Here is a 25,125-nt window from a genome sequence, read left to right as displayed (position 1 = left end):
ACGACTACAGACTATGAATGTACAAGTACAGTTCAAACCTCATTTGTTGATGCTCAGGCGTGTGATGATGATCATGCTTGTCATGGCAGTATGGCTCGCAGCACCGGCGAGTGCCGTTGGTGTTTTTGCACAGGAAATACTGAATAAAAGAGTCAGCCTGAATGCACAGGATCAGGAGATTAAAAAAGTACTCGGACAAATCGAAAAGCAATCGGGCGTACGGTTTGTATTCAGTTCCAAACTCATCGGATCGGGCCGGAAGGTTTCCATTCAGCGTACAAACGAGGAATTATCCAAAGTACTGAATGATTTTCTTGTTCCGCTCGGCCTTGTTTATGAAGTTTCGGGAAAGAACATTGTGATCAAGCCGTCGCCGCCTGCAGTTCCGGAAGCCCGCGCAGAAGTTTCGCTTAAACCTGTACTTTCGACCTTGACCGAAATTACCGTAAGAGGAAAAATTTATGATGCAGAAAGCAAGGAACCGCTGCCCGGCGTCAATATTCTGGTGAAAGGCACGCAGACCGGAACTTCAACGGATGCCGGCGGAAATTATTCCATCGCCATTCCGGATGTCAATACCGTATTGGTTTTCAGCTTTGTAGGTTATGAACCGCAGGAAATCAAAGTCGGCAACCGTACCGAAATTGACGTTGCCTTGAAAACTGACCAGAAATCACTGGAAGAAGTGTTGGTTGTCGGCTACGGAACGGTCAAGAAAAGCGATGTTACCGGTTCGGTTTCTTCCGTAAAAGCCGAAGAACTTACGGCCTATCCCGCGCTTGGAACGGTTCAGGCATTGCAGGGCCGTGCGGCAGGCGTTCAGATTCAGGCCAATAACGGGGAACCCGGCTCGGCATTCAAAGTGAGAATCCGTGGCGGTACTTCCATCAACGCCAGCAGTGACCCGATTTATGTTGTCGATGGCTTTGTGGGCGGCGCTTTACCGCCTCCGGAAGATATTGCGTCTATTGAAATCCTTAAAGATGCCTCGGCCACAGCCATTTACGGTTCCAGAGGAGCAAACGGCGTAATTATGGTAACAACCAAAAAGGGCCAGTCGGGAAAACCGAGAATTGAATTCAACACGTCTTTTTCCACCCAAAACGAAATCAACAGGCTTAAACTCCTGAATGCCTCGCAGTTTCTGGATTACATCAAGGAAGTGCGGCCCGAAATCGTTTCGGCAGGCGGTGATACCGACTGGCAGGAAGAAGTTTTCAGAAGAGGCGGTATCCAGAATCATCAGCTCTCCGTCGCCGGCGGCAGCGATGCCGTTAAGTATTATGTTTCAGGCGCTTATTATGACCAGAAAGGCATTATCCTGAATTCCGGCTACAATCGTTTTTCCGTCACCAGCAACATTGACATCCAGCTGGCCAAAAGGCTTAAAATGGGCATGAACCTGTTTGCTCAGCGTGTTTCAAGAGAACAGTCCCGAACCCAGGAACAATCCGGCGGACTTACTCCGGGCGTTATTTCTTCGGCTTTCAAATTCGAGCCGGATCAGCCGATACGCAATGCGCTCGGCCGGTTTACGGTGGCAAGACTAAACGACCCGATAGATAATCCGTACGCCATTGCCACGCAGCTTCAGAACGAATCCATCAATGACCGGATCCAGGGAAATCTGTATGCCGAGTATGACATTTTCAAAGATCTGAAATTCAGGATTACATTGGGTGCCACCACCAACAGCGGCCGTGCAGGAAGCTTCACTCCTACTACGCTCAACGATGGCCGCAATGTGGGCGGCGCTGCATCCGTGAATGGCTCCAAAAGCACCTTGCTCCTGAATGAAAATTACCTTACTTACAGCAAGAAAATCGGCACCGTACATGATTTTTCGGTGATGGCCGGCTATTCTTATCAGACATCTTCCAGTGAGAACTGGGGCGGTTCCGGACAGTCTTTCATAACCGATGCCGTTTCCTACTGGAACCTGGGTGGCTCTTCCGTATGGCAGAGCCCTAATTCCGGCTTAACCGAATGGCAGCTTGCCTCCTATTATGCCAGACTGACCTATTCGCTGCTTGACCGGTATCTTTTTACAGCCAACATCCGGCAGGACGGATCTTCCAATTTCAGCAAGAACAAAAAATGGGCAACGTTCCCTTCAGGTGCATTTGCATGGAAAATGTCCAGTGAACCTTTCATGCAGAACATGTCGGCGATCAGTCAGTGGAAATGGCGTGTAAGTTACGGTCTTACCGGAAACCAGGCTATTGAGCCCTACCAGACCATGTCCCGGTTTTCGAATGTTTACACCATCATCAACGGCGTTCCGGTTAATGCCGTACGCCCGACAACGGTTGCCAACAATGATTTAACATGGGAAACAACCCGGCAGTTCGACGTGGGAACGGACATCAGCCTGCTGAACAACCGACTGAATCTGATGGTCGATTATTACCGCAGAGTTACAAAAGACCTGCTTTTCAGCGTTCAGCTGCCGCAATACTCCGGTTACACCAATCAACTGCAAAATATCGGATCGGTTGAAAACAAAGGATTGGAAATTACGCTGAATACCCGGAATCTGGTTGGTGATTTCAAATGGAATACGGACATCAACTTTGCACTGAACCGCAACAAGGTTCTGAAACTGCCGGGCGGTACGGACATACTTTACGGCTCCGCTCCGGGCCATATGGTTGGTCTTGGACAAACGCAGGTACTCCGCGAAGGTTATCCGGTCGGGAGCTTTTACGGCTGGATTTATGACGGCGTTTATCAGGAAGGCGACAGCTTTATTCCCGGCGGCGGCTTTGAAGTGGCAGCCGGCGGCGAAAAATTCAGGGATATCAACGGCAAAAAAGATGCACAGGGCGTACTTACAGGCGAACCCGACGGCCTGCTGAACAGCGACGATAGAACCATTATCGGCAATCCGCATCCGAAATTCACGTGGGGAATGAACAATGATTTCAGCTGGAAAGGACTTGATCTGAGTATCTTTTTCCAGGCATCGCAGGGAAATGATATGCTGAGTTATACCTTGATGGAACTCAATCTGCTCTCCGGCATCAACAATGCTACAACCGATGCGCTGAACCGCTGGACGCCGACCAACACGAATACCGATATTCCGAAAGCGATGGCCGGACGCACCAGAAGGGTTTCCACGCGCTGGATTCAGGATGGCAGCTATGTGCGGCTCAAAAATCTGGCCATCGGTTACAATCTGCCCAAAGCATTTCTCGACAAACTGAAAATCAGCAAACTGCGGATTTACGCCAGTGCGCAGAACATTCTGACATTCACCAATTATGAAGGTTATGATCCGGAAGTGAATTACTCCTCCGACGGAAATACGGACAGCAACAGAAACCTGGGTCTGGATTACGGAAGTTACCCGAATGCCAAATCCTATACGATCGGACTGAATGTCGGATTTTAACCTTATCCTAAAAAAAATTAGCGCAATGAAAATCTTAACCAATAAATTATTTCTTGTACTCGCACTCGCCGGCATGCTGCCGGGCTGCGCCGACCTGGAAGAAAAACCGGTCGGGCTGCTTGCACCCGAAGCTTTGTTCCGGACTACAAAAGATGTGGAAACGGCCATTTTCGGTGCATACGGATGGATTGCCAGCGAGCGGCTTTACGGACGCCAGTTTGTATCCGCACTGATGCTGAGAAGCGATATGGCCGACATCGGCGACCGCGGAACGCCTGCTGAACGGCAGCAGGTGAATGATTTCAACATGGACGACAACAATAATATGGTCAATCAGTTCTGGCCGCAATGGTACCAGGTAATCAGTGCCTGCAATGCGGCCATTGCTGGTGCGGAACAGCTTGGCTTGAATGAAGCGGAAATCAGCCCGCTGATGGCAGAAGCAAGGTTTATCCGCGCTTTCAGCTATTTCCATCTCGTTCAGGTTTTCGGGGATGTTCCATACATCGATTTCTTTATTGATGATCCGGCATCGGTCAAGACCATTTCCAAAACGCCCGCTGCGGAGGTTTACACCAAAATTATCGCCGATCTGGAATTTGCCAAACAATGGCTTCCGGAAAAACAGCCTTCGGAAGTTCGCAGCCGTGCCAGCAAAGGAAGTGCCGCTTCTTACCTTGCGTCGGTTTATCTTACGGTGGCAGATTATCAGAAAGCCTACACCGAAGCAAAATATGTAATCGACAACAAGGATAAATTCGGTTATGCGCTTGAAGCCGATTTCCAGACGTTGTTCCGCGCGCCGCAGCCCAATAACATGAAAGAACATATTTTTGACGTTGATTTTCTGGGACTTCAGAGCGGTGCCGGCGGTGCAAACGATGATATCATGGCGCCTATGACGGGCGTGCGCGGCGGCGATGCACCGAGAAGCGGATGGAGTGTGATTGTTCCTTCCATGAAAGTGTTTGAAACCTGGGATGCAAGGGATTACCGCAAAGAAGTAAGCTTTGACGATTCGTTGCTTGTTGGCGGAAAACTTGTTCCGTATACCGAATTTCAGAATACCAAACGTCCGCACATTGCCAAATATGCCCGTTATGCAGGAAATTCGAGTTCGGAAGGCCGCTATTCTGATCATAATTACGCAGCCATGCGCTATGCGGAAATCCTGCTTATTGCCGCGGAAGCTTCTGTTGAAATCAACGGGCCAAATGCGGAGGCCATTTCATACATCAATCAGATTCGTGCACGGGCGAGGAACTGGGCCGGAAAACAAACCACTTTCCCGGAAGATGTAAAAGCCGGTTTGAACAAGACGGACATGATCAATCTGATTCTGGAAGAAAGACGGCTTGAACTTGCATTCGAGTACAAACGCTGGTATGACATCAAGCGCAGAAAACTAGGGGAAGTCGTGTTCAAAAGCGCAAACTCACTTGAACCGCATCCGAATTTTGACCCGCTTCGTGATTATCTGATGCCGCTGCCACGCGTTGAACTGCAGGTTAATCCGAATCTGGGCCCGCAAAATCCGGGGTACTGATTACAGTCTGATTTTTTGAATAAAAGCCGCTTTCAGTGAAATGTAAAATGTTATGCGTAAAATGTAACATTTTTAACTGAAAGCGGCTTCTGATTGTTTGTTGGCAGCTGATTAAAGTATGTTTATTAACTTCTTAATTTTCGGGAATAACCTTTTTCAACAGCTAACAGCTAACAGCTAACGGCTAAAAGCTAAACGCTGATGGTTAATAGCTATTTACAAACGTAATGCTGCCTCCTTTTTGACACTTCAGTTCTATAAAACCATCATCTGAAGCAGCCGTTATGTTTTTGGCTGAACTGATTTTATATTCTTTAAATGGCAGTTTAAGCTTTGTGTTGCCGCCGTTTTCAGCAATGATTTTAACCTCCGTAACCTGGCCGTTTACCTTTCTGGCACTGATCAGAAATGCACCTTCGGCACGCAGGTTTTCAAACGCGGCATCTTTCCAGTCCGACGGAACGGCTGGCATGATTTCGATGAATCCGGCGTAACTCTGCAGCATCATTTCCTGCATGCCGGCAGCAAATGCAAAATTTCCTTCCAGTGTAAATGGCCTGTAAGTGAATTTGGACAAACCGGATCTGGTCTGATCGCCGTTCACATGAAAGCTGTTCGGGAGGCAAAATGCCTTTGCAAAAGTGGTCAGTGCGCTTCTTGCACCGTTTCCGTCTTTGGCGCGCGCCTTGATACTGGCCAGCCAGGCGTATGAATAACCGCACCACCAGTCGGGACCCGTTTTGTCCAGAAGCTGGATGGTGTTTGTAATGATGGCCTGCGCCTGTGCACCGTCTTCCCACTTGATCAATCCCAGCGGATGAATGGCCATCAGGTGCGAAAAATGCCGGTGCGATTCATTGTATGGCAAAGTTGGTGCAAACATAAGTTCATTATTGCCGGTAACGGCATATTCCGGAAATTCCTGCAAAATCCGTTGATAGTGCTCTGCCTGCTGCTTTTTGCCTGTTTCCAAAGCCAGTTCAGCACCGGCTCTGAAGGCAAATTTCATCAAGGCAAGGTCATAATTGGTCGTTTCCGAAAACCATGCTTCCAGACTGTTGTTCCGTATCTCCGGACTGGAACTGATTGGAAGCTGTCTTTTACCGGCGGCATTCATCACAGTTATGTTTTCCAGAAAACGGCAAACTTCTTTGATCCACGGATATGCCTTGTTCTCCAGAAAACGCCGGTCCATACTGTACCGCCACTGTAAATAGTAATGATGCGCAAGCCACGCAGAAACGGTCGGAGAAAGTGAGTACTGAATCCAGCCGCCCATTTCGGTTCCGTTCAGCGTTGTTACACCCGGAACAGCCAGCCCGTCTACGCCAAAGTACCGTTTGGTATAACGCCTGTAATTTTCCTTGTTCCGGTCGAGATGATCCGTATAGCTGAGCGCTTCCTCCAGATGGTTGCCGCTGTAAGCCGGCCAGTAACTGAGTTGTGTATTCAGGTCATGATGAAAATCTCCTTTCCAGGGCGGAATCCTTCCATTGTCTGCTGTCCAGACAGCCTGTAATGAAATCGGGGGTGCGCCTCTGCGAGCCGCTGCACCGAACTTGTATTGTTCCAGATACCATTGTTTCTCAAGCAAAGGATCGGGAACATGAATTGCCGACTTTTTCCAGAAACCGTCCCACCAAAGCTGATGACTTGACAATGCGCCTGCAAAACCTTCATCTAAAGCAGACCGGCAGACAATGGCTGCCGCAGGCTGCATGCCTGCATCCGGAAAATGCGACGATATGCTCCACACACCTTCCACCCTGTTTTTTCCGGCCATTTGCCATTGAACAGCAATCTCGTAATAGAACCCGCCCCACCCTTCCTGCAGATAAGTAATCCTGTTTTTGCTGCGCTGGATGGAACCTTGTTTGTAACCGAGTCTGGCCAGGTCGTCACCAACAACAGAATTCACCTCGCCGGTGTCCTGAACGGCACCCTGATATTTTGGTGCAACCAGCTCAGGAACCATTTCTTCACGTACATTTTCAAACCGGAACCAGCCGACGGGCTTTGTTGCATGTACAAAAGTGGTTAGTTTCTGACCATTCGTCCATTCAATGGTACTTACAGCATCCGCCAGCGAAAGCGTTACGGATTTTACACTACCGGTTTCCTGAATACTGAATTCCAGAGCGCCGGCCGGTATCTTGGAAGGTGCTGGCTCCTTATCATAAGGAACATCAAAATACTGCTGAACAGGCTTGTAATCCTTTTTCCTGACTTGTTCCTGAACCCATTTGTAACGGAACTCCGGCCGGTGCAAACCCGCCATCGGGCGCATATCCCAGATATCGGCACGATCCAGTGAAAACCGCAGCCTGCCGTCCTTTTGCCAGATCAATGCACCGATCGTTGCATTGCCGAGCGGTATGGCTTCATCCCAGACTTTGGCCAGACTGTCAAAATGCAGGTTGTGCCTGGTCTCAGGCTGCGCACAAAGCGTGAGGCCACACGTCAGAAACCACAACCATACCATTAAAAAGCAATGATGAATTTTCATATTGAACAGCGTTTGATTGTACCGTATATACAAAGCATAAATGCCACGCAGTCTATTTATACAGAAGCAGATAAAGAACTTCAGAACTGTACAATCTGCGTATTTTTTACTAGCTTTAAACATCACTAAACGCTGCGGATCATGAACAGATTAAAAGGCATTTCACTTGCGCTGACCATTCTTCTTTTTGCGTCATTTACAGCATTACATCATGGCTGGGCCGATTACGATCAGGAAAAAGTAATGGATTTCAAAACGGTTATTGAGGAATCAGTTTATGAAAATCCGCATGTACTGGCCAAAGTCAAGCATAAAAAGGAACTCTGGACCGTATATCTGGCGCCCACCAGCCGCATGACCGACCGCGGTTTAACGGCCGACATGATCCAGAAAGGTGAATCCGTCAGGCTGGTCGCTTATCCGCACAAATCCAAAAAAGCAGAAATGCGGGCAGAAAGAATTTTTGTGGACGGCACCAAATATGAACTGCGTTGACCCTGTCGCCGACTGCTGCGGAATTCCTGCAATGGCTTGAAAGTGCTTCGTGGGCGGTTCACATACGGCAATCGTTATGGTTGTATCCGGCTTTGGAAATCGTCCACATTACGGGTATAGCCATACTGGTTGGTGCTGCTTTCCTGTTTGATCTGCGGCTGCTCGGTTTTTCAGAAAATCTTCCTGTCAGCGGCTTAGCGAATCATTTGCTTCCGTGGTCAAAAAGAGGTTTGTGGCTGATTGTTCCGTCTGGTTTGCTGCTGTTTATAACCAATGCCGAAACGCTTGGCAAAGACCCGACTTTCTGGTTAAAAATGCTGCTGCTTGTAATTGCCGGGCTTAATGCACTTGTTTTCCATAAACTGATTTATCCGTCCCGCTTTCATTCAGAACCTGAAAAGCGGCTTCCGTTTCCGGCAAAAATTTCTGCCTCCATTTCCATAACAGTATGGATTGCAGTCATTGCATGCGGCCGTTTACTTGCGTATTGATTTCAGGTCAGTTCTAAAAAAATTAATCAGAAATACGGTTAAAGGTGCAAATTTTTGCCACGCAGAACCAAATATTCTCAAAACGCCTGTAATGCAAAAAAGAGCTTTGTCAGAGCTCTTTTTTGCATTATAAAATCAGCTAGTCTTTTGATTCAATCGCTTAAAGTTAATCGTAATAATCAGCCCTGAAAATTGCCGAATGTTCTGATTTCTCCTTTCTTAAACCTCACAGCCAATTGCCGGCAGCTGCTACATTTTTAGAATGGAAAGGTGATAACGGATATGCTCGCCGCTTACAATAACCTGATAAATTCCCGTCGGCAAAGTATCAATCTGTAAAGCCAGGATACCGTTTTTGCTGCTTGCATTGTGTTTTCTGTACACTTCATGACCTGCTGTATTGATCACCTTGACATTCAGAAGCTTGTTTACAGATTCCGGAATTTCTATGTTCAGTACACTTTGAACAGGGTTCGGGTAGAATTTCAGAACAGACAAACCTGCAGCATCAATGGCAATGATCCGGCTGAAATGATCAGCACCGTCCATATCCACCTGTTTCAGACGGTAATAACTGATGCCTTTTGAAAATCCGGTATCCAGCAATTTGTAATGTTTTTCAACTGCCGTGCTGCCGCTGCCTTTCACCGTTCCAGCCTTCACAAAATTCCTTCCGTCCAGGCTTCTTTCCACCACAAAGTAATCGTTATTCACTTCGGAAGTGGTTGTCCACGTCAGCAGGTTGCCTTCCGCAGTATGCCGCCCTTCAAATCGGGACAAGGTAACGGGAAGCGGCCCGGACGGAGGCGCGTCGGACAAACCGAAGCTGGAGAACCCGGAATTGAACGTGGATGTAAAAGCATAATCCAGACCGAAACCCGTATTTTCCACAGCCACCGCAGTGGAAGACAATGCCTGGTTTGCAGCCGTATTTTCCTGACTTTTCCCCATCGACTTTATATCCGGTCCGTTGAAGTTCGGCAATTCGGAGGCTTTGTAATACAGTGTAATTTCAAACTCGCCGGACGGATTGTTGTAAGTCGGTGTCACCTTGAACATCTTGTTCGTAATGTGATAACCATTAACCCATTCCGTGGCATCCTGACCCGCACGATCAATCGCAACAGATGTACAACCGTAATCATGACTGCTCAGGTTCTTGATCCTTGCCATCAGGTTTTTGGAAACAGGATCGTAAAAATAGACCGTTGCATTGGGGCCGAGATACTGCTCGTCGGGCGTTGCCGTTACAGCCGTCTGCACCTGCGTCGGAATCACTCCGCTTATTTTCACATTGTCAATTGCCCACCAGTAATCGTAATTTGCAATGTAACGGAAGCGCACTTTCATGTTCGGATTGGCATAAGCCACGGGTATGGACAGAATCCTTACGGCGGGTTCGTTGAAGGAACCGGATGTGCCGGTTGCTTCAGTTTGAGTCAGGATATTGCGCCATGCCTTGCCATCCCAAACATCCACAAGCGCCTGTTCCTCGAAGCCATCATCATATACTTCAAAATATTCAATAAATGAAAGCTGGAGGCTGGACATGTTGGCGGCGTTGATCACCGGTGTCTCCACAATCTTGTCCAGCAGAACATCACCCGCCACATCGCTGTTGATGTACAGAAACGGAGAACCCGTCGGGTCCAGTTCAACAGAAGGATCGTCCACAACATCCCACGTTGCCGGGTAGGTCCCGCCGCCAACTACAGTCCAGCCTTTCGGCAAGACCGCCTCATTGAAATTCTCGTTCAGCAACTCTACGCTGACATCGCCGGGAACGATATCATCATCTTTTATGGTAATGGTATGTTCCTGATTTACCGGGGCTGCGTATACATTTTTGTCTGCAGATTCGAAAGTATAGGACAAAATGACCGTTTCATCTCTTTCAATATAGGCATCATTGTAAAACCGGATCACGATATCCTTGGATAAATTATTGGCATCCAGAACGAGGGAATCGGGTGTAATGCTGTAATCTGCAGTTCTGCCTCTTGTCGCAGTGCCTCCGGGTGCATTCAACTTCACCGTAACCGGAGCGGAAGAAGCCTTGTTCAGTTTTATGGTAATTTTCTTTTCAATGTATTGTAAACATTCATTCGGGGAAACACCCACGACATTCGCTTCACTCTCACTGATTACGGTAGAAGTGGATACAAACTGGAGCGAAGGTTCCGCACAGGAATATACCCGTACATTATCAATATACCAGCCATCCAGACCGCCGCATCCGTCGGTTCCCATATCCCACCGGAACTGAACAACATCGCCTTCCACAACGCCCAGCGCCGTAAGGTCAATCCGGCTCTGGCCCCAGCTTCCTGTAACCGAACCTTCGTCCGTTCCGGAAAACCCGGGCTGTCCCTGCAAAGGATTTTCACTGACGCTCAGGGTTGTATTATAACCATTGGCGATGAATGCAGATGCTGGAATCAAAGTCCAGCTACTGCCGTTAATACTGTATTTTACATTTCCTCCGTCATAGTTATGTTCAATGGCTATGAACTGGTCAAAAGCCATGCTGAACGGAGCCGTCGAGCCTTTTGGGATTGTAATTTTCGGACTTGCAAAAGATATGACCCCGTTCTGAAGGTTGAAATTGCAATCACCTTCATTGTAATCCACTGCGAAAATTACCCTGCCTGTTCTTCCGCCGGGTGCAGCCACAAGTTCCCATTCACGCGGCGTCCATGTTCCGTTGCTGCCGCTGTCGGAAGCAACCCAGCCGTCTGCTCCGGATTCAAAATCCTCATAATAAAAGGCATTTTTTTCCAGACCGCCGTTGCAAATAGCATCAACGGGTTTAAGGATCGTCTGGAAATTACAGTTGTTTTCAAACCTCAGCTCGACAGCTGCAATGACTCTCGCCAGTTGTGCAGCATCCGCAGCCGTAATGATTCTGCCGGACAAACCTTTGCCGGTGCTGGTTGTAGACAATCTCGGAAGGTTAATACCGATCAGGTCAACCAGTGATGCTTCCAGGATATCTGCCAGCGCCGCGAAGTCGGTGGTGCTGGTCATATAATTTTCCTGTGCATGCCAGAAAATATGTGCAGCTTTCGTCAGACCAAGGCCTGTAATAACCTGGCCGTTGTAAGAACCTCCGTCCGCAAGCAACGCATAGGCATGGTTCAAAACGCCCGAGTTGATGTGTACACCGCCATAATCCGTAGCTTCGCACCAGTATTGCGGATCAGTAACCTTTCCGGGATCAGACCTGCAGGTCGGGTCCCACATATCCCGCATCTGTCCGCTCAGGCTTGTTGCTTTTTCACCTATCTGCCAGCGCTGCGAACTTCCGCAGTTAATGCGCAGCGAATCGCTTTCGCCTTCATCCATATAGTTATTCAGCAAGTCAACGGTTTCACCCCAGATATCGGAATAAGACTCATTGATTGCGCCCGGCTGCCAGCTGTAAATCAGCCCGCTGGTGTATTCTGTATAGGCGTGTGCCCATTCGTGCGCCACTACGTCATCCGAGGCCGTTCCCGAGCAATAGTTCGTTGTAATTCCGTTCCAGCTTGAATTAGGACAAAATATATCCGGATTGTTATTGATAATGACCATCGCTCCGTCCTTGTTATCATAAGAAACGTAGTTGAATGCATTTTTCATCAGATTATATATATGCCCCGTAGCAATAACTTCTGAATGCTGCCATTTATCCAGCTTGTCCAGCGTGCCGTCCCCTTCGTCATAAACAAGATTGGCAGGAGACGGAGAAACTTCATACAGCGTACGGTGAATATTATGCGTTCCCGCAAACTGCTCCACAAGCACGCCGGTATGCGCATCGATGAACAGGAATTCCCTCACATCGTTATCATTGCGGACTTCCACCTGATACACCAGATGCTTAGGTCCAACGTACCCCTGCGCAAGTCCTTTCTGGAAAACGTACAATGTAGAATTCACAGCCCGCAGCGGTGCCTTGATATTGCCCTGTTTCTGTGCAGTCACCAGCTTGATCGCAGTTGTCTCGGCCATTTTCAGGGTTATGTCGGGCTTGGGGTTCAGCTTGACAACGGGCACAAAGTTGCCGTTCAGTGAGGCCAGGTCGTTATTTACATTGAAGTGGAATTTCAGCTTGCCGTCATAAACCGGAACGCCTTTGTAAAATTGCTGAAGGACAACATGCTCCATACCATAGCTGTCCTTTCTGGTTTCCTTTACCACATAGGTATCCGTATTTTGCTTGACAGCCATCATACCGGAGTTTTGCTGGATAAAGGCCATGGCTTTCTGCTCGGGTTTGCCGCCGGAAAGCTTGTACGCTTTTCCAACCGGAAAACGCAGGTAGCTCAGCGACCCGGTTGCTTTGTCGATGGTAGCTGTTGCTCCGGTTCTTGCTGCAAATGCCTGGATTTGATTTTGAACAGCACTTTGCGCAAACGATTGCACTGCACAAATCAGCAGGGAAAATAGTAAAACAATAAATTTCATATCTGGGTTGGATTGTTAAGTAATCTTATGGAGTTTTGATTTCGGGCAAGAGTCCGGAATGGATTCTGGGTGATGTGTATGCAGTAATTACCGATGCAGTGGGTTAACTAAAAATGGAGTTGAATTCGGGCATGAAACCGGGCTTTTGAATTGTATTGTATGTTGAGCTATCATTTTCCTTAAATTTACATTAACCTGACTACAGCCATTAAAACTATGCCGCTGAATTTCAAACATAACATAATTAAATCAGCGATCTATTAAATATTATCCAACGGCTTCTGCTCTTCGGATCTGCATTTCGTGCAGACTGACTTTTTCAGGCAACCATGATTTTTAATAATATAACAGCCTCTTTTCAACCTGTTTTACTCCGCAACGCATTGCTTCGCGCTTTACCATTGTCTAACAAAAAAACATATCCTGACGGCCAACTGGTAACGGTATATTAATATACTGGTAAAAATAAGATAACGGAATTTACAAACCAAAACCGGACTTTTCCGAAATACCAAAATGTTGAATTGTTACGCAAGGTGTAGAACTAATTTTATTGCTTAACTCATTCCAATCAGCAACACCTTATTTAACGCAATTTTATATACGTTATAGATTCGTCCGAACCGATATTCTACAAAGCTGTTTTGATGTCATTCGTTTGATTATGCGTCTGTTAGGTTCAAATTAGGCCGGGCTTGCAAATCAGATCCGATGACCGAAGACTGCTTCAAAAAAAAGTCCCTTGCCGGATTCGGCAAAGGACTTCAACATGTTTTTTCAGTGGTTTGACTTTCCGATTTGTGGATTATCAGTAAGCTTCACCATATTTTAACCGGCCTGCATACCTGTTCAGCATGCAGGCGGTTTTTACTAATTTTTAACAATCTTGTAAGTAACTACATTTCCGTTGTTGCGGGTGATGTGCATCACGTACATGCCGGATGGCAGATTTTTCACATCAATGGAAGTTACCGGCGTATTGCGCGCTTCATAAACTGCCTTTCCGGTAATGTTGTACAACTGAACTGCGCTGATCTGGCTCCAGTCCGTAATGTCCAGATTAAGCTTGTCAACAACAGGATTCGGGAAAACCTGTGCAGTTGCCACAATGTCAAAATTCAAATTGATCCATTTGGAGAACGTTGAAGTTCCGTCCAGATCAATCATTTTCAGGCGGTAAAGATTGTTGCCTGACAACGGCTTGCTGTCAACAAATGAATAGCTGTAATTTTCACGAGATTCACCCGCTGCATCCACAGAACCCAGAATTTCCCAGTCCTGTCCCGATTTGCTGCGCTGAATTTCAAAATTGCTGCTGTTGGTTTCAAAAGAGGTTTTCCAGGAAAGCAAAGTTGTATTTTCTACTTTGTTGGCGTCAAAGCTCACCAGCGTTACAGGAAGCGGATTGTCATTGATTCTGAATATTTCCACACCGGCAAGTGCAAGTCTGTTGGCAGTCGGTGTAAAGCGCATGTTTAGCACACCGTCACTTACCGATGTATTGAAATCTTTAACGATGGCAGTTCTGTAACCAACTTCGTTGAAAATATCCAGGTTTGTCAGTATCTGCTTGCCTTCCATTGTTCCGCCAAAAACCCTTGAACCCTGCTCAGAGAAATAGTTTTCTACAAAGTGCATACGAACCATGTAATCGCCGTTTGCAACAGGAATGTTGTAACCGGTTTGCTGAAGATCAGCTGAGGCCGACAGATAGGTTTGGTATAATTCGTCCATATCCGTACCGGCTACTTCCGTTTTAACCACCTGTGCATCATTTCTGACAGAACCCACACGGTAATTCTTGTCGGATTCAAAAACCTGACCGTCAATCGTTACATTCGAGTCCGAGCCGCCTTTGATTCTTTTTACAATTTCAACAGCGGAGCTTGCGGTATGCGCATTGCCATAAAGCGGTATGCGCAGCGGAGAATTGGCGTTGGTATAATAAACAACCATCACCGCATTTTTGATGCCCTGTGTTTTAGGGTTGAATTTCACGCTCAAAGTAGCAGTTGCCTGCGGTTCAAGAGTTGTGCTAAGCGATGCTACGGAAAATTCGCTTGCATTGGGTCCGATAATCCGGGCGCTTTTTATGGTTACGGATGGATCTTTGGAATTGTCATCATACGTTTTTCCCATGTTTTTAAGCGTCACATCCTTCGTCTGGGTTGTTCCGGTTGTAGTGGCATCGTACTGGATCGCAGAACCTGAAACCGAGGCCAGATCAGAGTAATGAACAGTTCCTGTTTCTGGTTTGATATTATCGATATAATAGATATTATCCTGATAATCAAAGTTCGTAGCCGAGTTGTCAATGTAATCCATGTTCATGATGTATGCATTCGGAATAACATAGCCGGCTGCATCCACTGCTTTAAGGATTCGGAGTCCGATCAGATCATTGAAATTCAGCATTCTGTCTGACCTTGAATTGGAAACCCTGAAACCAAAAGGTTCCGTCGGATTGTCAATGGTTTTAACAGCAAGCGTAGATGAAGAATTTCTAAGCCGTGGCAACAGCGATTGCGCGTCCAGAACATGATGCGTAAATAACGTGTTCATGGTAGTTGAACCTTTGGTATAATACCGGATGGTTTCAACCGATCCGCAGCATCCGTGGTAAGCAGCCAGCTGATATACAGTTACTGGCTTGTTCGGATCAGCTCTCACAAAGTACGAAGCCGCTACTTCATCCGAATTGGGCATGATGGTTTTTCCTTCCACCCCATTGTCTACACGTCCATAACCCGGATTGGATTTAAAATCAAAAGCTTTGATGATTTCAGAGGCATACGGCTCATTCTGTCCTTCGCCCTGTTTCTGATACAAGCCCATCAGTGCTACATCTTTTACAGGCGTCAGATTGTCATTGCTGTTAATGGTCAGCTTGTCCTGCAAAATGGTAACCCTTGTTGAAGCACCCTCTGCTATAAACTGAACAACTACTTCAAGGTAATTTCCCGTAGTGATCGTTTTGGGGAAAGAAGGCGTTGCATCGCCACCCACAGATGCAATTTTCCACCCGGCCTTGTTGGATAAAACCAGACTGTTGATTACAAGACTTTCGGAACCTTTACTTTGAATACGCAGCCTTACTTTGTCATGATTGGCATTGTACTCCGTTGTATCCGATTTTCTCCATGGAATCTCGATACGCGAAAACACAAGTTTGTCATTGGCCGGAAAATTATCCATGTTTTTTAAAACCATGTAAGCACCGTCAGCAACCGGCGCAGCAAAATTGCCTGATCCTGCATTTGTTACAGCGCCTGACCCCGCGGAAGCGGTAGCAATTTGTCCGCAGAATACGGACGAAATGGTCAGCATCAGACCTAATCTGACAGAACGCATTTTCGGGATGGTGAAAGGGAAATTATAGATTTTTATCATTGGATAGAATTAGTCTCAACTTGCTGTGTACAAGTTGGATACGTGAGTAAATAAAAGATTGTACATATACCTGAACCGCTTTTCCAGCATCTCCATTCAGCATCTGAAACCATGATTTCAATTCAAAAAATTGTCTCGTCAACTGTAAAACAAAAATGCTGCAAAATGGCTATTCATAACAGCAATGTATAACAAGGCGGCCAAAATAACAAATAAGCCGGACATAAACATCCAAATTTCAGGCATCCGTGTTTTAGCAGACTTTCTGTTAGTCAAACAATTACTATTATGAGCAATATAGAATTTATTAGTCAAAATTTTAGTACACTGTTATAATTACATATTGAATTGTATAAATTTTCTTTTAACAATAATTAGAATTCATACTTAACTATATAATGGATTGATAAATAAGTGAATGGATTACTGATTCAATGGCTCTAAAACAAGTACCGCAAGCTATATACGTTTTTAATGCTATTATACGATGTTATTATTTTTACCAGACTCGGTTTAGGAAACTCCTTCGGAGTTGATTATCCAGCTTTAACTATCCTTTTCCTACAAACAGAAAGCCCCTGCCGGGGCTGAGATGTGCAATGCCGGCTCCGGCAGGAGCCTTCTGTTTATAGAACTACAATGCGGTAAACATCAAAATGGCTCCGGCAGGAGCCTCCTTGTCACTCGGTTCAGGAAACTCCTTCGGAGTTGATTATCCAGCTTTAACTATCCTTTCGCTACAAACAGAAAGCCCCTGCCGGGGCTGAGTTGTGCAATGCCCGCTCCGGCAGGAGCCTTCTGTTTATAGAACTACAATACGGTAAACATCAAAATGGCTCCGGCAGGAGCCACCTTATCACTTGGTTCAGAAACTTTTCCGGAGTTGATTATTCAGCTTTAACTATCCTTTCGCTACAAACAGAAAGCCCCTGCCGGGGCTGAGTTGTGCAATGCCCGCTCCGGCAGGAGCCTTCTGTTTATGATATCATTTCTAAAATCTGTAATCCATTCATTATTCTGGAATTTCCGTCAGTGGCGGCACGTTGTTCTGGAAACCGTTATAACCTTTGTTCTGATTGATAATTCCCTGCGTATTTCCTGCAATCGCCGATTGTGGAATAGGCCATAAAACGTGATACGGACTCATGGTGTATTCATCGCCGTGACGGGTTTTTACGCCTTTGTTATAGAAATCACTTTTCTCCATCACACGGTCGTAAAAATAGTTGCTTTCAGAAAAATCATTCATGTTATAGGTTTTACCGTTTGGAGCCGGTTTTCCGGTCATGGCAAAAATATAGGCCACGCGCGTAAGTTCGGTTTTCCGTGGTTCCTCAAAGTAAAGTTCACGCGCACGTTCATCCAGTATGGTTCCGATATTGACTTTCGCAGGCGCTACCGGATCGCAGTTTGCACGCGTTCTTACAGCATTGATGTCTGCCGCAGCTTTAACCAGATCGCCTTTCCATGCGTAAGCCTCTGCTCTCAACAGATAAGTTTCTGCCAGTCTGAACACATACCAGTCCGTATTTCCGCCTGACGGCTGCACTTTCAATGGATCTTCGATAAACAGTTTGTAATTAGGCCAGTCAAACCAGCAGCGGATTGTATCGATGGTCAGTACGGCGCCGGCAGCATTGCGCAACTGAAGATTTTTGCCGTAATAAGGATCTTTAAGCGTCGTGTTCAATGCCGGGTTGTTGTATACCAGATCTTCCATACGTGTCCAGTTTCCCGGCGCATGGCGTAGATCTTTCTTATCATCCCAAACACCTTCCTGCGAATAATATGTCGGTCGTACACGGCCGAGACCCCGGCCTACTTTATTCACCAGATCAATGGCAATGCCATAAGTATCAATGGTTCCGCGATTTCCAGCGGGCGTATTGATATTGTTATGCCAGAACGGAACTGTATTTCTCATCAGCAAAGTACCGCCGTCCACATTTCCTTCAATGCTTACGCGGTCGATCACAAGCATCAGGCCTTCCGCATTGGAATTCAGGGCTTTGTTGGCAGGACGGTGCAAGTCCCAGATTACGTTGCGGTTCTGGTCATTGGCATCAACACCGAAACGGTTTGTCATCAGCTTATGCGTTCCGCCTTCTATTACATTGCTTGCCGACTTGATGGCATCGTCAAAAAGGCCGAGTGCAAGATTGATCTTGGTCAGCAAATGACTTACAGCACCGCGGTTTACACTGCCTTTGTCTGTAACTACCGGAACCCACTGTTCAGCAAATTCCAGATCTTCCTTCATCTTTTTCAGGATGACTTCTCGTTTTGTAGACTGAAAATCCAGTTTCGGGTTAATGACTTCATCCAGAATCAGCGGTACATCGCCGAACTGATGCGTAAGTCTGTAATACCGGTATGCCCTGTGAAAGTACGCAGCGCCGAGTATTTCATTCTTTTCCTGCTCACTCTTGTATGTCGTAGGCTGGTTTATTCTTGAAATGGCAACATTGGCGTATTTTACACCTTTAAACCCTTCCGACCAGTACCATCCGATTTTGTTGTAATCCACGTGGTTAAGCTGGGCATCCGGCGTTATGAGCAAGTTCAGGTTCTGTGCAGGGCCCGATTTATCGGTTGTTCCTTCTACCGCAATGTCGGAAAAAATGGCTTCTGTAACCATAGGCGCAGCATCGCCGTACCATTCCTGGCGCATGTTCCGCTCGCAGGCCACAATCGTGGCGCGCAGTCCCGTCGGATCATTGAATGTATTGTCCGGATTGTAAAAAGACAGCGGTTCGGGTTTCAGCCAGCTTTTGTCACAGCCCGTCAGCGCCATGCCTGAAACAAGCAATGTCAACTGCACAACGCTTCTGGATTTATTATAGATGGATTTCATGTGATTTCGGGATTTCAATTGAATTTATAAGGTAATGTCAATACCCATTGTAAAAATGCGAGGGCTTGGTACCGAAGTCGCAATGTTTGTATTGTTGCTGTTATTGGTACCGTTTTCAGGATCCCAGAAACTCCAGCTGGAAAAATAGCCTATGTTCCGGATGTTGCCGTAAACCCGCAGATTCTGGATATTGATCTTCTGCGTCAGGTTCTTCGGGATTGTATAGGCAATGGCCAGACTTTCGAAGCGAAGAAAGGATTTGCTCTGATATACGGAATAGCCCGTGGCCGAACCTTCGCTGGAATACAGCCGCGCCCATTCGTTGTTGCGGTTTTCGGCTGTCCAGTACGGGAAAATATAGGAGCTGGAACGGTCCGGAAATCCCTGGCGGTTTTTCATCTGATTGAACTCACCTTTCTGGCCGAGGTAAGAATAAACCATAAATGAAACATCGAAATTTTTGAACACCTTGAACTCGTTGCGGAAAGTAATTCTGGCACGCGGCGAGGTGAAACCCTGAAATACCTTGTCATCATTCGTATACTTTCCGTCATTGTTCACGTCCAGTATTTTATGATCACCGGGCTTCACGCCGTATTTGGCCGCTGCATCTGCTTCTTCCGCCTGCCACACGCCAAGTACTTTATAATTCCATATTTCGTCAATGGCATGTCCGATAAACCACCGGTTTGTAATGTCGTCGGCTTCTCTTTCGCTGATTACATTGCCTGACGCATCTTTGGTCACGGTTTTGTCGCCGTATAAATGAACGATCTTGTTTCTGTTCATCTGAAAGTTCAGTGTGGACCGCCATGTGAAGTTTTCACGCTTCATGTTATTGGAGTTCAGGCTGACTTCCAGTCCCTTGTTATCAACCTGACCAAGATTGTCCAGTACAAAATCAAATCCGAGCACGTTGGGCAAAGCTCTTTCCACAAGCAGATCGCGCGTTGAAGATTTGTACAGTTCCACACTTCCGTCCACGACATTGTTGAAGAGTGAAAAATCGAGTCCGAAGTTCAGGGAATTGGTCCGTTCCCATTTCAGGTTGGCATTCTGCATTCTTCCCACATACAACTGGCTTGTCTGATACACCGTTCCGCCCGGATTGATATGCAGGTATTTTCCGGTGATGAGGTTTGAAAGCGCATCATAACGGGCAATGTCACGGTTTCCGTTGCTGCCGTAAGAAACCCTGAATTTACCGTAACTGAGCCAGCTTGATTTGAAAAAAGGCTCATCTGTAAATACCCAGCCCAACGCAGCAGATGAAAAAAGTGCCCTGGGATTTTTTTGCCCGAATGCAGAGTAACCGTCCCGGCGCGTGGATAACGTAACCATATACCGGTCTTTGAAAGAATAGAACAAACGGCCCATCAAGGCATCTGCCGTACTTTGCTCATCGTTCGTCCACATAATCGGTGCGTTTCCTGCGGCCATGTTATGATAACCTAAAACGTCGGTCGGTGCAAAGCCTTTGTTGGAAACGCTGTCGTCCCACATTCTGAATTTCTCGGCATTTACAAGGAACGTGGCATCAATGCTATGCTTTTCTGCAAAGGTTTTGTTCCATTTGAAAATGTTATCAATCTGCCAGCTCATGGTTCTGGTATCGCGGCGTGAAGCCCTTCCGCCTTCTGCTGCCCACTCCGCATGCTTGGCGGATTCTGCGTTATAGCGGTGATAATACTCGTATCTCGGCGTTAAGTTTGCCTGATAACTGATGCCGAACGGCAAAGCAATTTTGGCAAAAACAACCGCATTGATCGTTACCGAACCTTTATCACGGTCTGTAAAACTGGGTGCATAGTACGGATGGTTTCCGCCGCTTGCCTCTTCATTGGGCCGCCATTTGTATGTTCCGTCCGGATTGAACTCCGATCCCCAGGGCGAAAGGTTGGCAGCAAGTTCATAATTGACAGGAACCTGGCTTTCGTCCCGGTCTGCAAACTGCGTATTGATCCCGACCGAAAGAAACTTGTTCACTTTTCCTTCCAGATTTAGCCTCGCACGTACGGTACTGTATTTGTCGCCGACAACAATCCCTTCATTGTTCAGGTAACCCAATGACATGTAATACGAAACCTTGTCCGTTTTTCCGGAAAGGCTAACCGTGTGATCCTGACGCAGTGCTTTCTGGAACATTTTGCTGTACCAGTCCACACTTTTGCCGTTTTTGTAGTTCTGCACTTCAACCGGCTGCATGCCGAGCCTCTGCAGCCATACGGTTGTCGGGTCGCCGGCGGAACCGTCGAATGCCAGCCATTGCTCCAGCGTAACATCGGAAGGAAGCTTTGAAGGATTTGTAAAACGGCTGGGCTGCGCTGCCGTATTGATATTCCGCATAACTTCCTGGCGCCATGTAATGAATCCGTCGGGACTAAGAACAGGCTGGTTTTTGGCCACCTCAGCCACGCCGAAATTGGTATTGACATTGATGATCGTCTTGCCTTCTTTTCCTTTTTTGGTCGTAACCAGGATAACGCCGCTTGCCGCCTTCGCTCCGAAAACCGCCGCCGAACTCGCATCTTTCAGCACGTCCACCGTTTCAATGTCATTCGGGTTAATGTCTTCAAGACCGCCGTAATAAATGGCTCCGTCCAGTACCACCAGCGGACTTGTTCCGGCTTTCAGCGAGTTGGTACCTCTCACCGAAACATTGCCGCCGCCTTTTGCCGATGCAGAAAACCCGACGTTCATGCCTGGAATGTTTCCTCTCAGCACATCCTGTACCGACTGCGGGTTTTCGTTTTCCAGTTTGGTGGCGCTGATCTGCGAAACGGCTCCGGTAAGATCCCGTTTTTTGAGTGTACCGTACCCCACCACCACAACTTCTTCCAGCGTTTTCTGATCGGTGGATAAAATAATATCCATAATGCTTTCATTTCCGATCGGCTTTTCCTGCGTAGCAAATCCTACCGCGGAAAATACAAGGACCGCATTGCTTTCAGGAACATTGATCTGGTATTTGCCGTCCACATCCGTAGTAGTTCCGTTGGTCGTTCCTTTTACAACCACGGTAACGCCCGGAACCGGCGTGTTGTCTTCCTTGGATAAAATTTTACCCGAAATTGCCTTGTCGGCAACAGCGGTCTGTTCGGATCTTGGTTTATGAAAAACCACATCCGGACCGGCGTAAGCAAGCGGAAAAGCCATGGCTGTCAGCATGCATCCCGCAGTTACCCGGAATAGGGTTACTGTAAATCCTGAGTTCATAGATTAAGGTGAGAATATAATGATGGAATATAAATTGTTATTAATATCCCAAGACGGAGCATCATCTTTCTCACCCCTACTATTAATTGTTCTATTAAATGCAAAAAAGATTAAATACTTGTGAAGAAATACTTGCAAACTTGATTACACGAATGCAACCTGGAAGTAAGAAATACAGTCAATGAAAAATAAGTTTTTTGCCCTAACTATTTCGGTCCAGATGTGAAATAAACGCTGTTCTGATCTCTTCAAGAACGGGATGTGAAGCCGCAAGAATGCAAGGTTGCCACAATTCGGGAAAAATATACACCGGCACAAAATAAAAATGGAAGCTCTAAAAGTGCTTCCATTTTTGATTAACCTCATAATAACAGTAATACAATGAATTAAAGCAATTGCTTGCAACAATTCGGGGCGAGCCCTATCAATAACTGTGCCTGCAAATTGAGGTTGTTGTTTTTTATTTCTTTTTAATGATGCATATGACGTTGATCTGATGCATCTGGCAGCTACATGGTTTGTATTCGGCTACTGGATTGCAGAACCGGATTTAACCGTTAAATCAATTTATCCGCAGTAATCGGCAGGGAACGTACGCGCTTTCCGGTTGCATGATAAACGGCATTGGCAACAGCAGCTGAAAATCCGACAATCCCGATTTCTCCGAGTCCTTTTGTACCCATCGGATTAATGACCGGATCGGGCTTATCTATAAAAATGACTTCTATGGAAGGAACATCGGCATTCACCGGCAAATGATAACTGGCCAGGTCATTGTTAACATAACGGCCAAAACGATGATCGACAATGCCTTCTTCCAGCAAAGACACACCTATGCCCCAAATCACGGAACCATAGACCTGGCTGGTTGCGGTTTTATGATTGATAATCCTGCCGGCATCAATCGCCGTAACGACTCGGCTGACCTTTACTGTGCCGGTGAGCGGATGAACAAGAACTTCAACAAAATGGGCACAAAATGATTTTCCGGAAAACTGCTCCTTTTCATTTCCGCTTCTGGATTCTGTGGTTACTTTCAGTTCGGAAAGTTTGTTCTGGCTCAAAAGTTCAGAAAAAGACCATTTCCCTTGCTTTTCCTTATCAGTAACCATGCCATTTTCCACCACAAGATCGTCCGTGTTCCTGCCGTATAGCGGAGCGTTTTCGGTGTTTGCCGCCAGTTCTTTCAGTCTTTTCTGCAAGGCTTTCACCGCATCATGAACTGCCGAACCGACGGAAGCCGTGGTGTGCGATCCAAACTGGCCGGGAGCTGTGGGGAACATCGAATTTCCCCATTGAAATTCCACTTTTGAAATACGGGTGCCGAAGGCATCGGCTGCGATCTGTGTCATGACAGTGGCCGAGCCGGGGCCAACATCCGCAACGGAACTTTGTACGACCAGACTGCCGTCCGGACGCAAGGTAGCGCTGGCTGTTGCCGGTGAACGGTCCGATTTGTAGATGCCGCTGCTCATTCCCATACCCAGTTGCCAGCCGTCGGACGTCATGGAACCGGGAACAGGATTCCGTTTACCCCAGCCAAAACTTTCACCTGCTTTCTGTAAACACGCCTTTAAATAATTGCTTGACCAGTCAAGGCCGGATTCCGGATCTTTCTCGGCAAAGTTTTTAAGACGCAGTTCAACCGGGTCCATTTTCAATGCATAGGATAATTCATCCATTGCACATTCCAGCGCAAAAGAACCGCTTGTTTCACCGGGGCCACGTGTCCAGCAAGGTGTGGACATGTCCAGCGCCAGCAATTTGTAAGTCGTATGCAGATTGGGGCATGCGTACAAAGATCGTGTCGGATCCGTAATTCGCTCGGTAAATTCTTCATAAGCAGACGTGCTTCCAATAACCTCATGCCTGATGGCAGTCAGCGTTCCATTCTTTTCGGCTCCAATGCTGAATTGCTGTACTGAAGCAGGACGGTAACCCACCATGTTGAAAACCTGGTCGCGCTTTGCCATGACCTTCACAGGCCGGCCGACTTTTCTGGCGCCAAGCAGTGCAGCCATTTCCTGCGGCCATACCCTAGAAGATGAACCGAATGCGCCGCCTACGAACGGAGCATGTACTTCAATAGCATCTTCCTGAATATCAAAAGCGGTTGCGATTTCCTTTCTGGCCATTTTCACGGCCTGCGTTTTATTGTAATCAGTCAATTTGCCGGAAGCTTTCCATTCCACCGTTGCCGCATGCATTTCCATCGGATTATGAACCTGCAGCGGCGTGGTGTACTCTGCCTTTATTTGAACGGCTGCGGATTGAAAAGCCAGATCGCTTCCACGGCTGTAATCTTCCGTTCGCTTTGGCTTGTAGGCTTTATCCCGGTTTGCTGTAAAATCGGTTTGATGCGGTTCTTTATGATAAGTGACATTAACAAGGCCGGCAGCAAAACCGGCCCTTTCCAGCGTGTCGGCAATGACAAGCGCTACCGGCTGATGATTGTAATAAATCCGGTTGTCAAAAAATACCCGGAATTCCTGTCCTTCCACCCGGGATTGCGCTTTTTGTTCTTTATTCCAGCCGGGTACGTCCGGACGGTTCAAATGCGTAAGAACGGTGACTACGCCCGGCGAAGATTCTGCTTTTTTAGAGTCAATGTCTTTGATACTGCCTTTGCTGATGGTGCTGGTTACAAGGACGCCATACAGCGTACCTTCCGGTTTGTATTCTGCGGCATAGCGTGCCGTGCCGGTTACCTTTGCCTTTCCTTCTATCCGGCTTACTGTCTTATCGGGATCGTAATGCAGCTTGTTCTTGTCCATAAAAAAG

General features: G+C 46.9%; 10 protein-coding genes. 4 read left to right on the top strand and 6 right to left on the bottom strand.

Annotated elements, in window-relative coordinates; genetic code table 11:
* The first annotated feature begins 13 nt into the window (after nucleotides 1–13).
* On the top strand, nucleotides 14–3,397 hold the full coding sequence (locus tag FEM33_RS12230; protein WP_139012305.1) for a TonB-dependent receptor: 3,384 nt from the start codon (nucleotides 14–16) through the stop codon (nucleotides 3,395–3,397).
* Between the two features lie 25 nt (nucleotides 3,398–3,422).
* On the top strand, nucleotides 3,423–4,943 hold the full coding sequence (locus FEM33_RS12225; RefSeq protein ID WP_139012304.1) for a RagB/SusD family nutrient uptake outer membrane protein: 1,521 nt from the start codon (nucleotides 3,423–3,425) through the stop codon (nucleotides 4,941–4,943).
* Nucleotides 4,944–5,148: 205 nt separating this feature from the next.
* Here FEM33_RS12225 and FEM33_RS12220 read toward each other — a convergent pair whose 3' ends face one another.
* Entirely contained in the window at nucleotides 5,149–7,449 is a 2,301-nt protein-coding gene (locus tag FEM33_RS12220; protein WP_139012303.1) for a glycosyl hydrolase family 95 catalytic domain-containing protein, read from the bottom strand.
* Between the two features lie 141 nt (nucleotides 7,450–7,590).
* Between FEM33_RS12220 and FEM33_RS12215 the strand changes: the two genes are divergently transcribed.
* On the top strand, nucleotides 7,591–7,944 hold the full coding sequence (locus FEM33_RS12215) for a DUF6152 family protein (RefSeq protein WP_139012302.1): 354 nt from the start codon (nucleotides 7,591–7,593) through the stop codon (nucleotides 7,942–7,944).
* Nucleotides 7,941–8,435, top strand: coding sequence for a DUF6644 family protein (locus FEM33_RS12210; protein ID WP_229214215.1), 495 nt, complete (start codon nucleotides 7,941–7,943; stop codon nucleotides 8,433–8,435). The genes FEM33_RS12215 and FEM33_RS12210 overlap by 4 nt, the downstream gene beginning before the upstream one ends.
* Nucleotides 8,436–8,684: 249 nt before the next feature.
* Here FEM33_RS12210 and FEM33_RS12205 read toward each other — a convergent pair whose 3' ends face one another.
* The 5 genes from FEM33_RS12205 to FEM33_RS12185 form a co-directional block, all read right to left on the bottom strand.
* A complete protein-coding gene (locus FEM33_RS12205; RefSeq protein ID WP_139012301.1) occupies nucleotides 8,685–12,884 on the bottom strand; it encodes a M4 family metallopeptidase in 4,200 nt (1,399 codons plus the stop codon).
* A gap of 870 nt (nucleotides 12,885–13,754) precedes the next feature.
* Complete coding sequence (locus FEM33_RS12200; protein ID WP_139012300.1) at nucleotides 13,755–16,274, bottom strand: malectin domain-containing carbohydrate-binding protein; 2,520 nt, start codon at nucleotides 16,272–16,274, stop codon at nucleotides 13,755–13,757.
* A gap of 1,012 nt (nucleotides 16,275–17,286) precedes the next feature.
* A complete protein-coding gene (locus FEM33_RS12195) occupies nucleotides 17,287–19,128 on the bottom strand; it encodes a RagB/SusD family nutrient uptake outer membrane protein (protein ID WP_139012299.1) in 1,842 nt (613 codons plus the stop codon).
* Between the two features lie 24 nt (nucleotides 19,129–19,152).
* Nucleotides 19,153–22,344 carry a SusC/RagA family TonB-linked outer membrane protein gene (locus tag FEM33_RS12190; protein WP_139012298.1) on the bottom strand — a complete coding sequence of 1,064 codons (3,192 nt, stop codon included), beginning with the start codon at nucleotides 22,342–22,344 and terminating at the stop codon, nucleotides 19,153–19,155.
* A gap of 557 nt (nucleotides 22,345–22,901) precedes the next feature.
* Nucleotides 22,902–25,118, bottom strand: coding sequence for a xanthine dehydrogenase family protein molybdopterin-binding subunit (locus FEM33_RS12185; protein ID WP_139012297.1), 2,217 nt, complete (start codon nucleotides 25,116–25,118; stop codon nucleotides 22,902–22,904).
* Nucleotides 25,119–25,125 lie beyond the last annotated feature (7 nt).

Source organism: Dyadobacter flavalbus (assembly GCF_006149045.1).
Taxonomy (GTDB): domain Bacteria; phylum Bacteroidota; class Bacteroidia; order Cytophagales; family Spirosomataceae; genus Dyadobacter; species Dyadobacter flavalbus.
This window is presented reverse-complemented; position numbering and strand designations above follow the sequence as displayed.

Coding starts and splice junctions, on each gene's coding strand:
- FEM33_RS12200 (WP_139012300.1), bottom strand. CDS start 16,274: ATGATAAAAATCTATAATTTCCCTTTCACCATCCCGAAAATGCGTTCT.
- FEM33_RS12215 (WP_139012302.1), top strand. CDS start 7,591: ATGAACAGATTAAAAGGCATTTCACTTGCGCTGACCATTCTTCTTTTT.
- FEM33_RS12195 (WP_139012299.1), bottom strand. CDS start 19,128: ATGAAATCCATCTATAATAAATCCAGAAGCGTTGTGCAGTTGACATTG.
- FEM33_RS12230 (WP_139012305.1), top strand. CDS start 14: ATGAATGTACAAGTACAGTTCAAACCTCATTTGTTGATGCTCAGGCGT.
- FEM33_RS12225 (WP_139012304.1), top strand. CDS start 3,423: ATGAAAATCTTAACCAATAAATTATTTCTTGTACTCGCACTCGCCGGC.
- FEM33_RS12220 (WP_139012303.1), bottom strand. CDS start 7,449: ATGAAAATTCATCATTGCTTTTTAATGGTATGGTTGTGGTTTCTGACG.
- FEM33_RS12205 (WP_139012301.1), bottom strand. CDS start 12,884: ATGAAATTTATTGTTTTACTATTTTCCCTGCTGATTTGTGCAGTGCAA.
- FEM33_RS12185 (WP_139012297.1), bottom strand. CDS start 25,118: ATGGACAAGAACAAGCTGCATTACGATCCCGATAAGACAGTAAGCCGG.
- FEM33_RS12190 (WP_139012298.1), bottom strand. CDS start 22,344: ATGAACTCAGGATTTACAGTAACCCTATTCCGGGTAACTGCGGGATGC.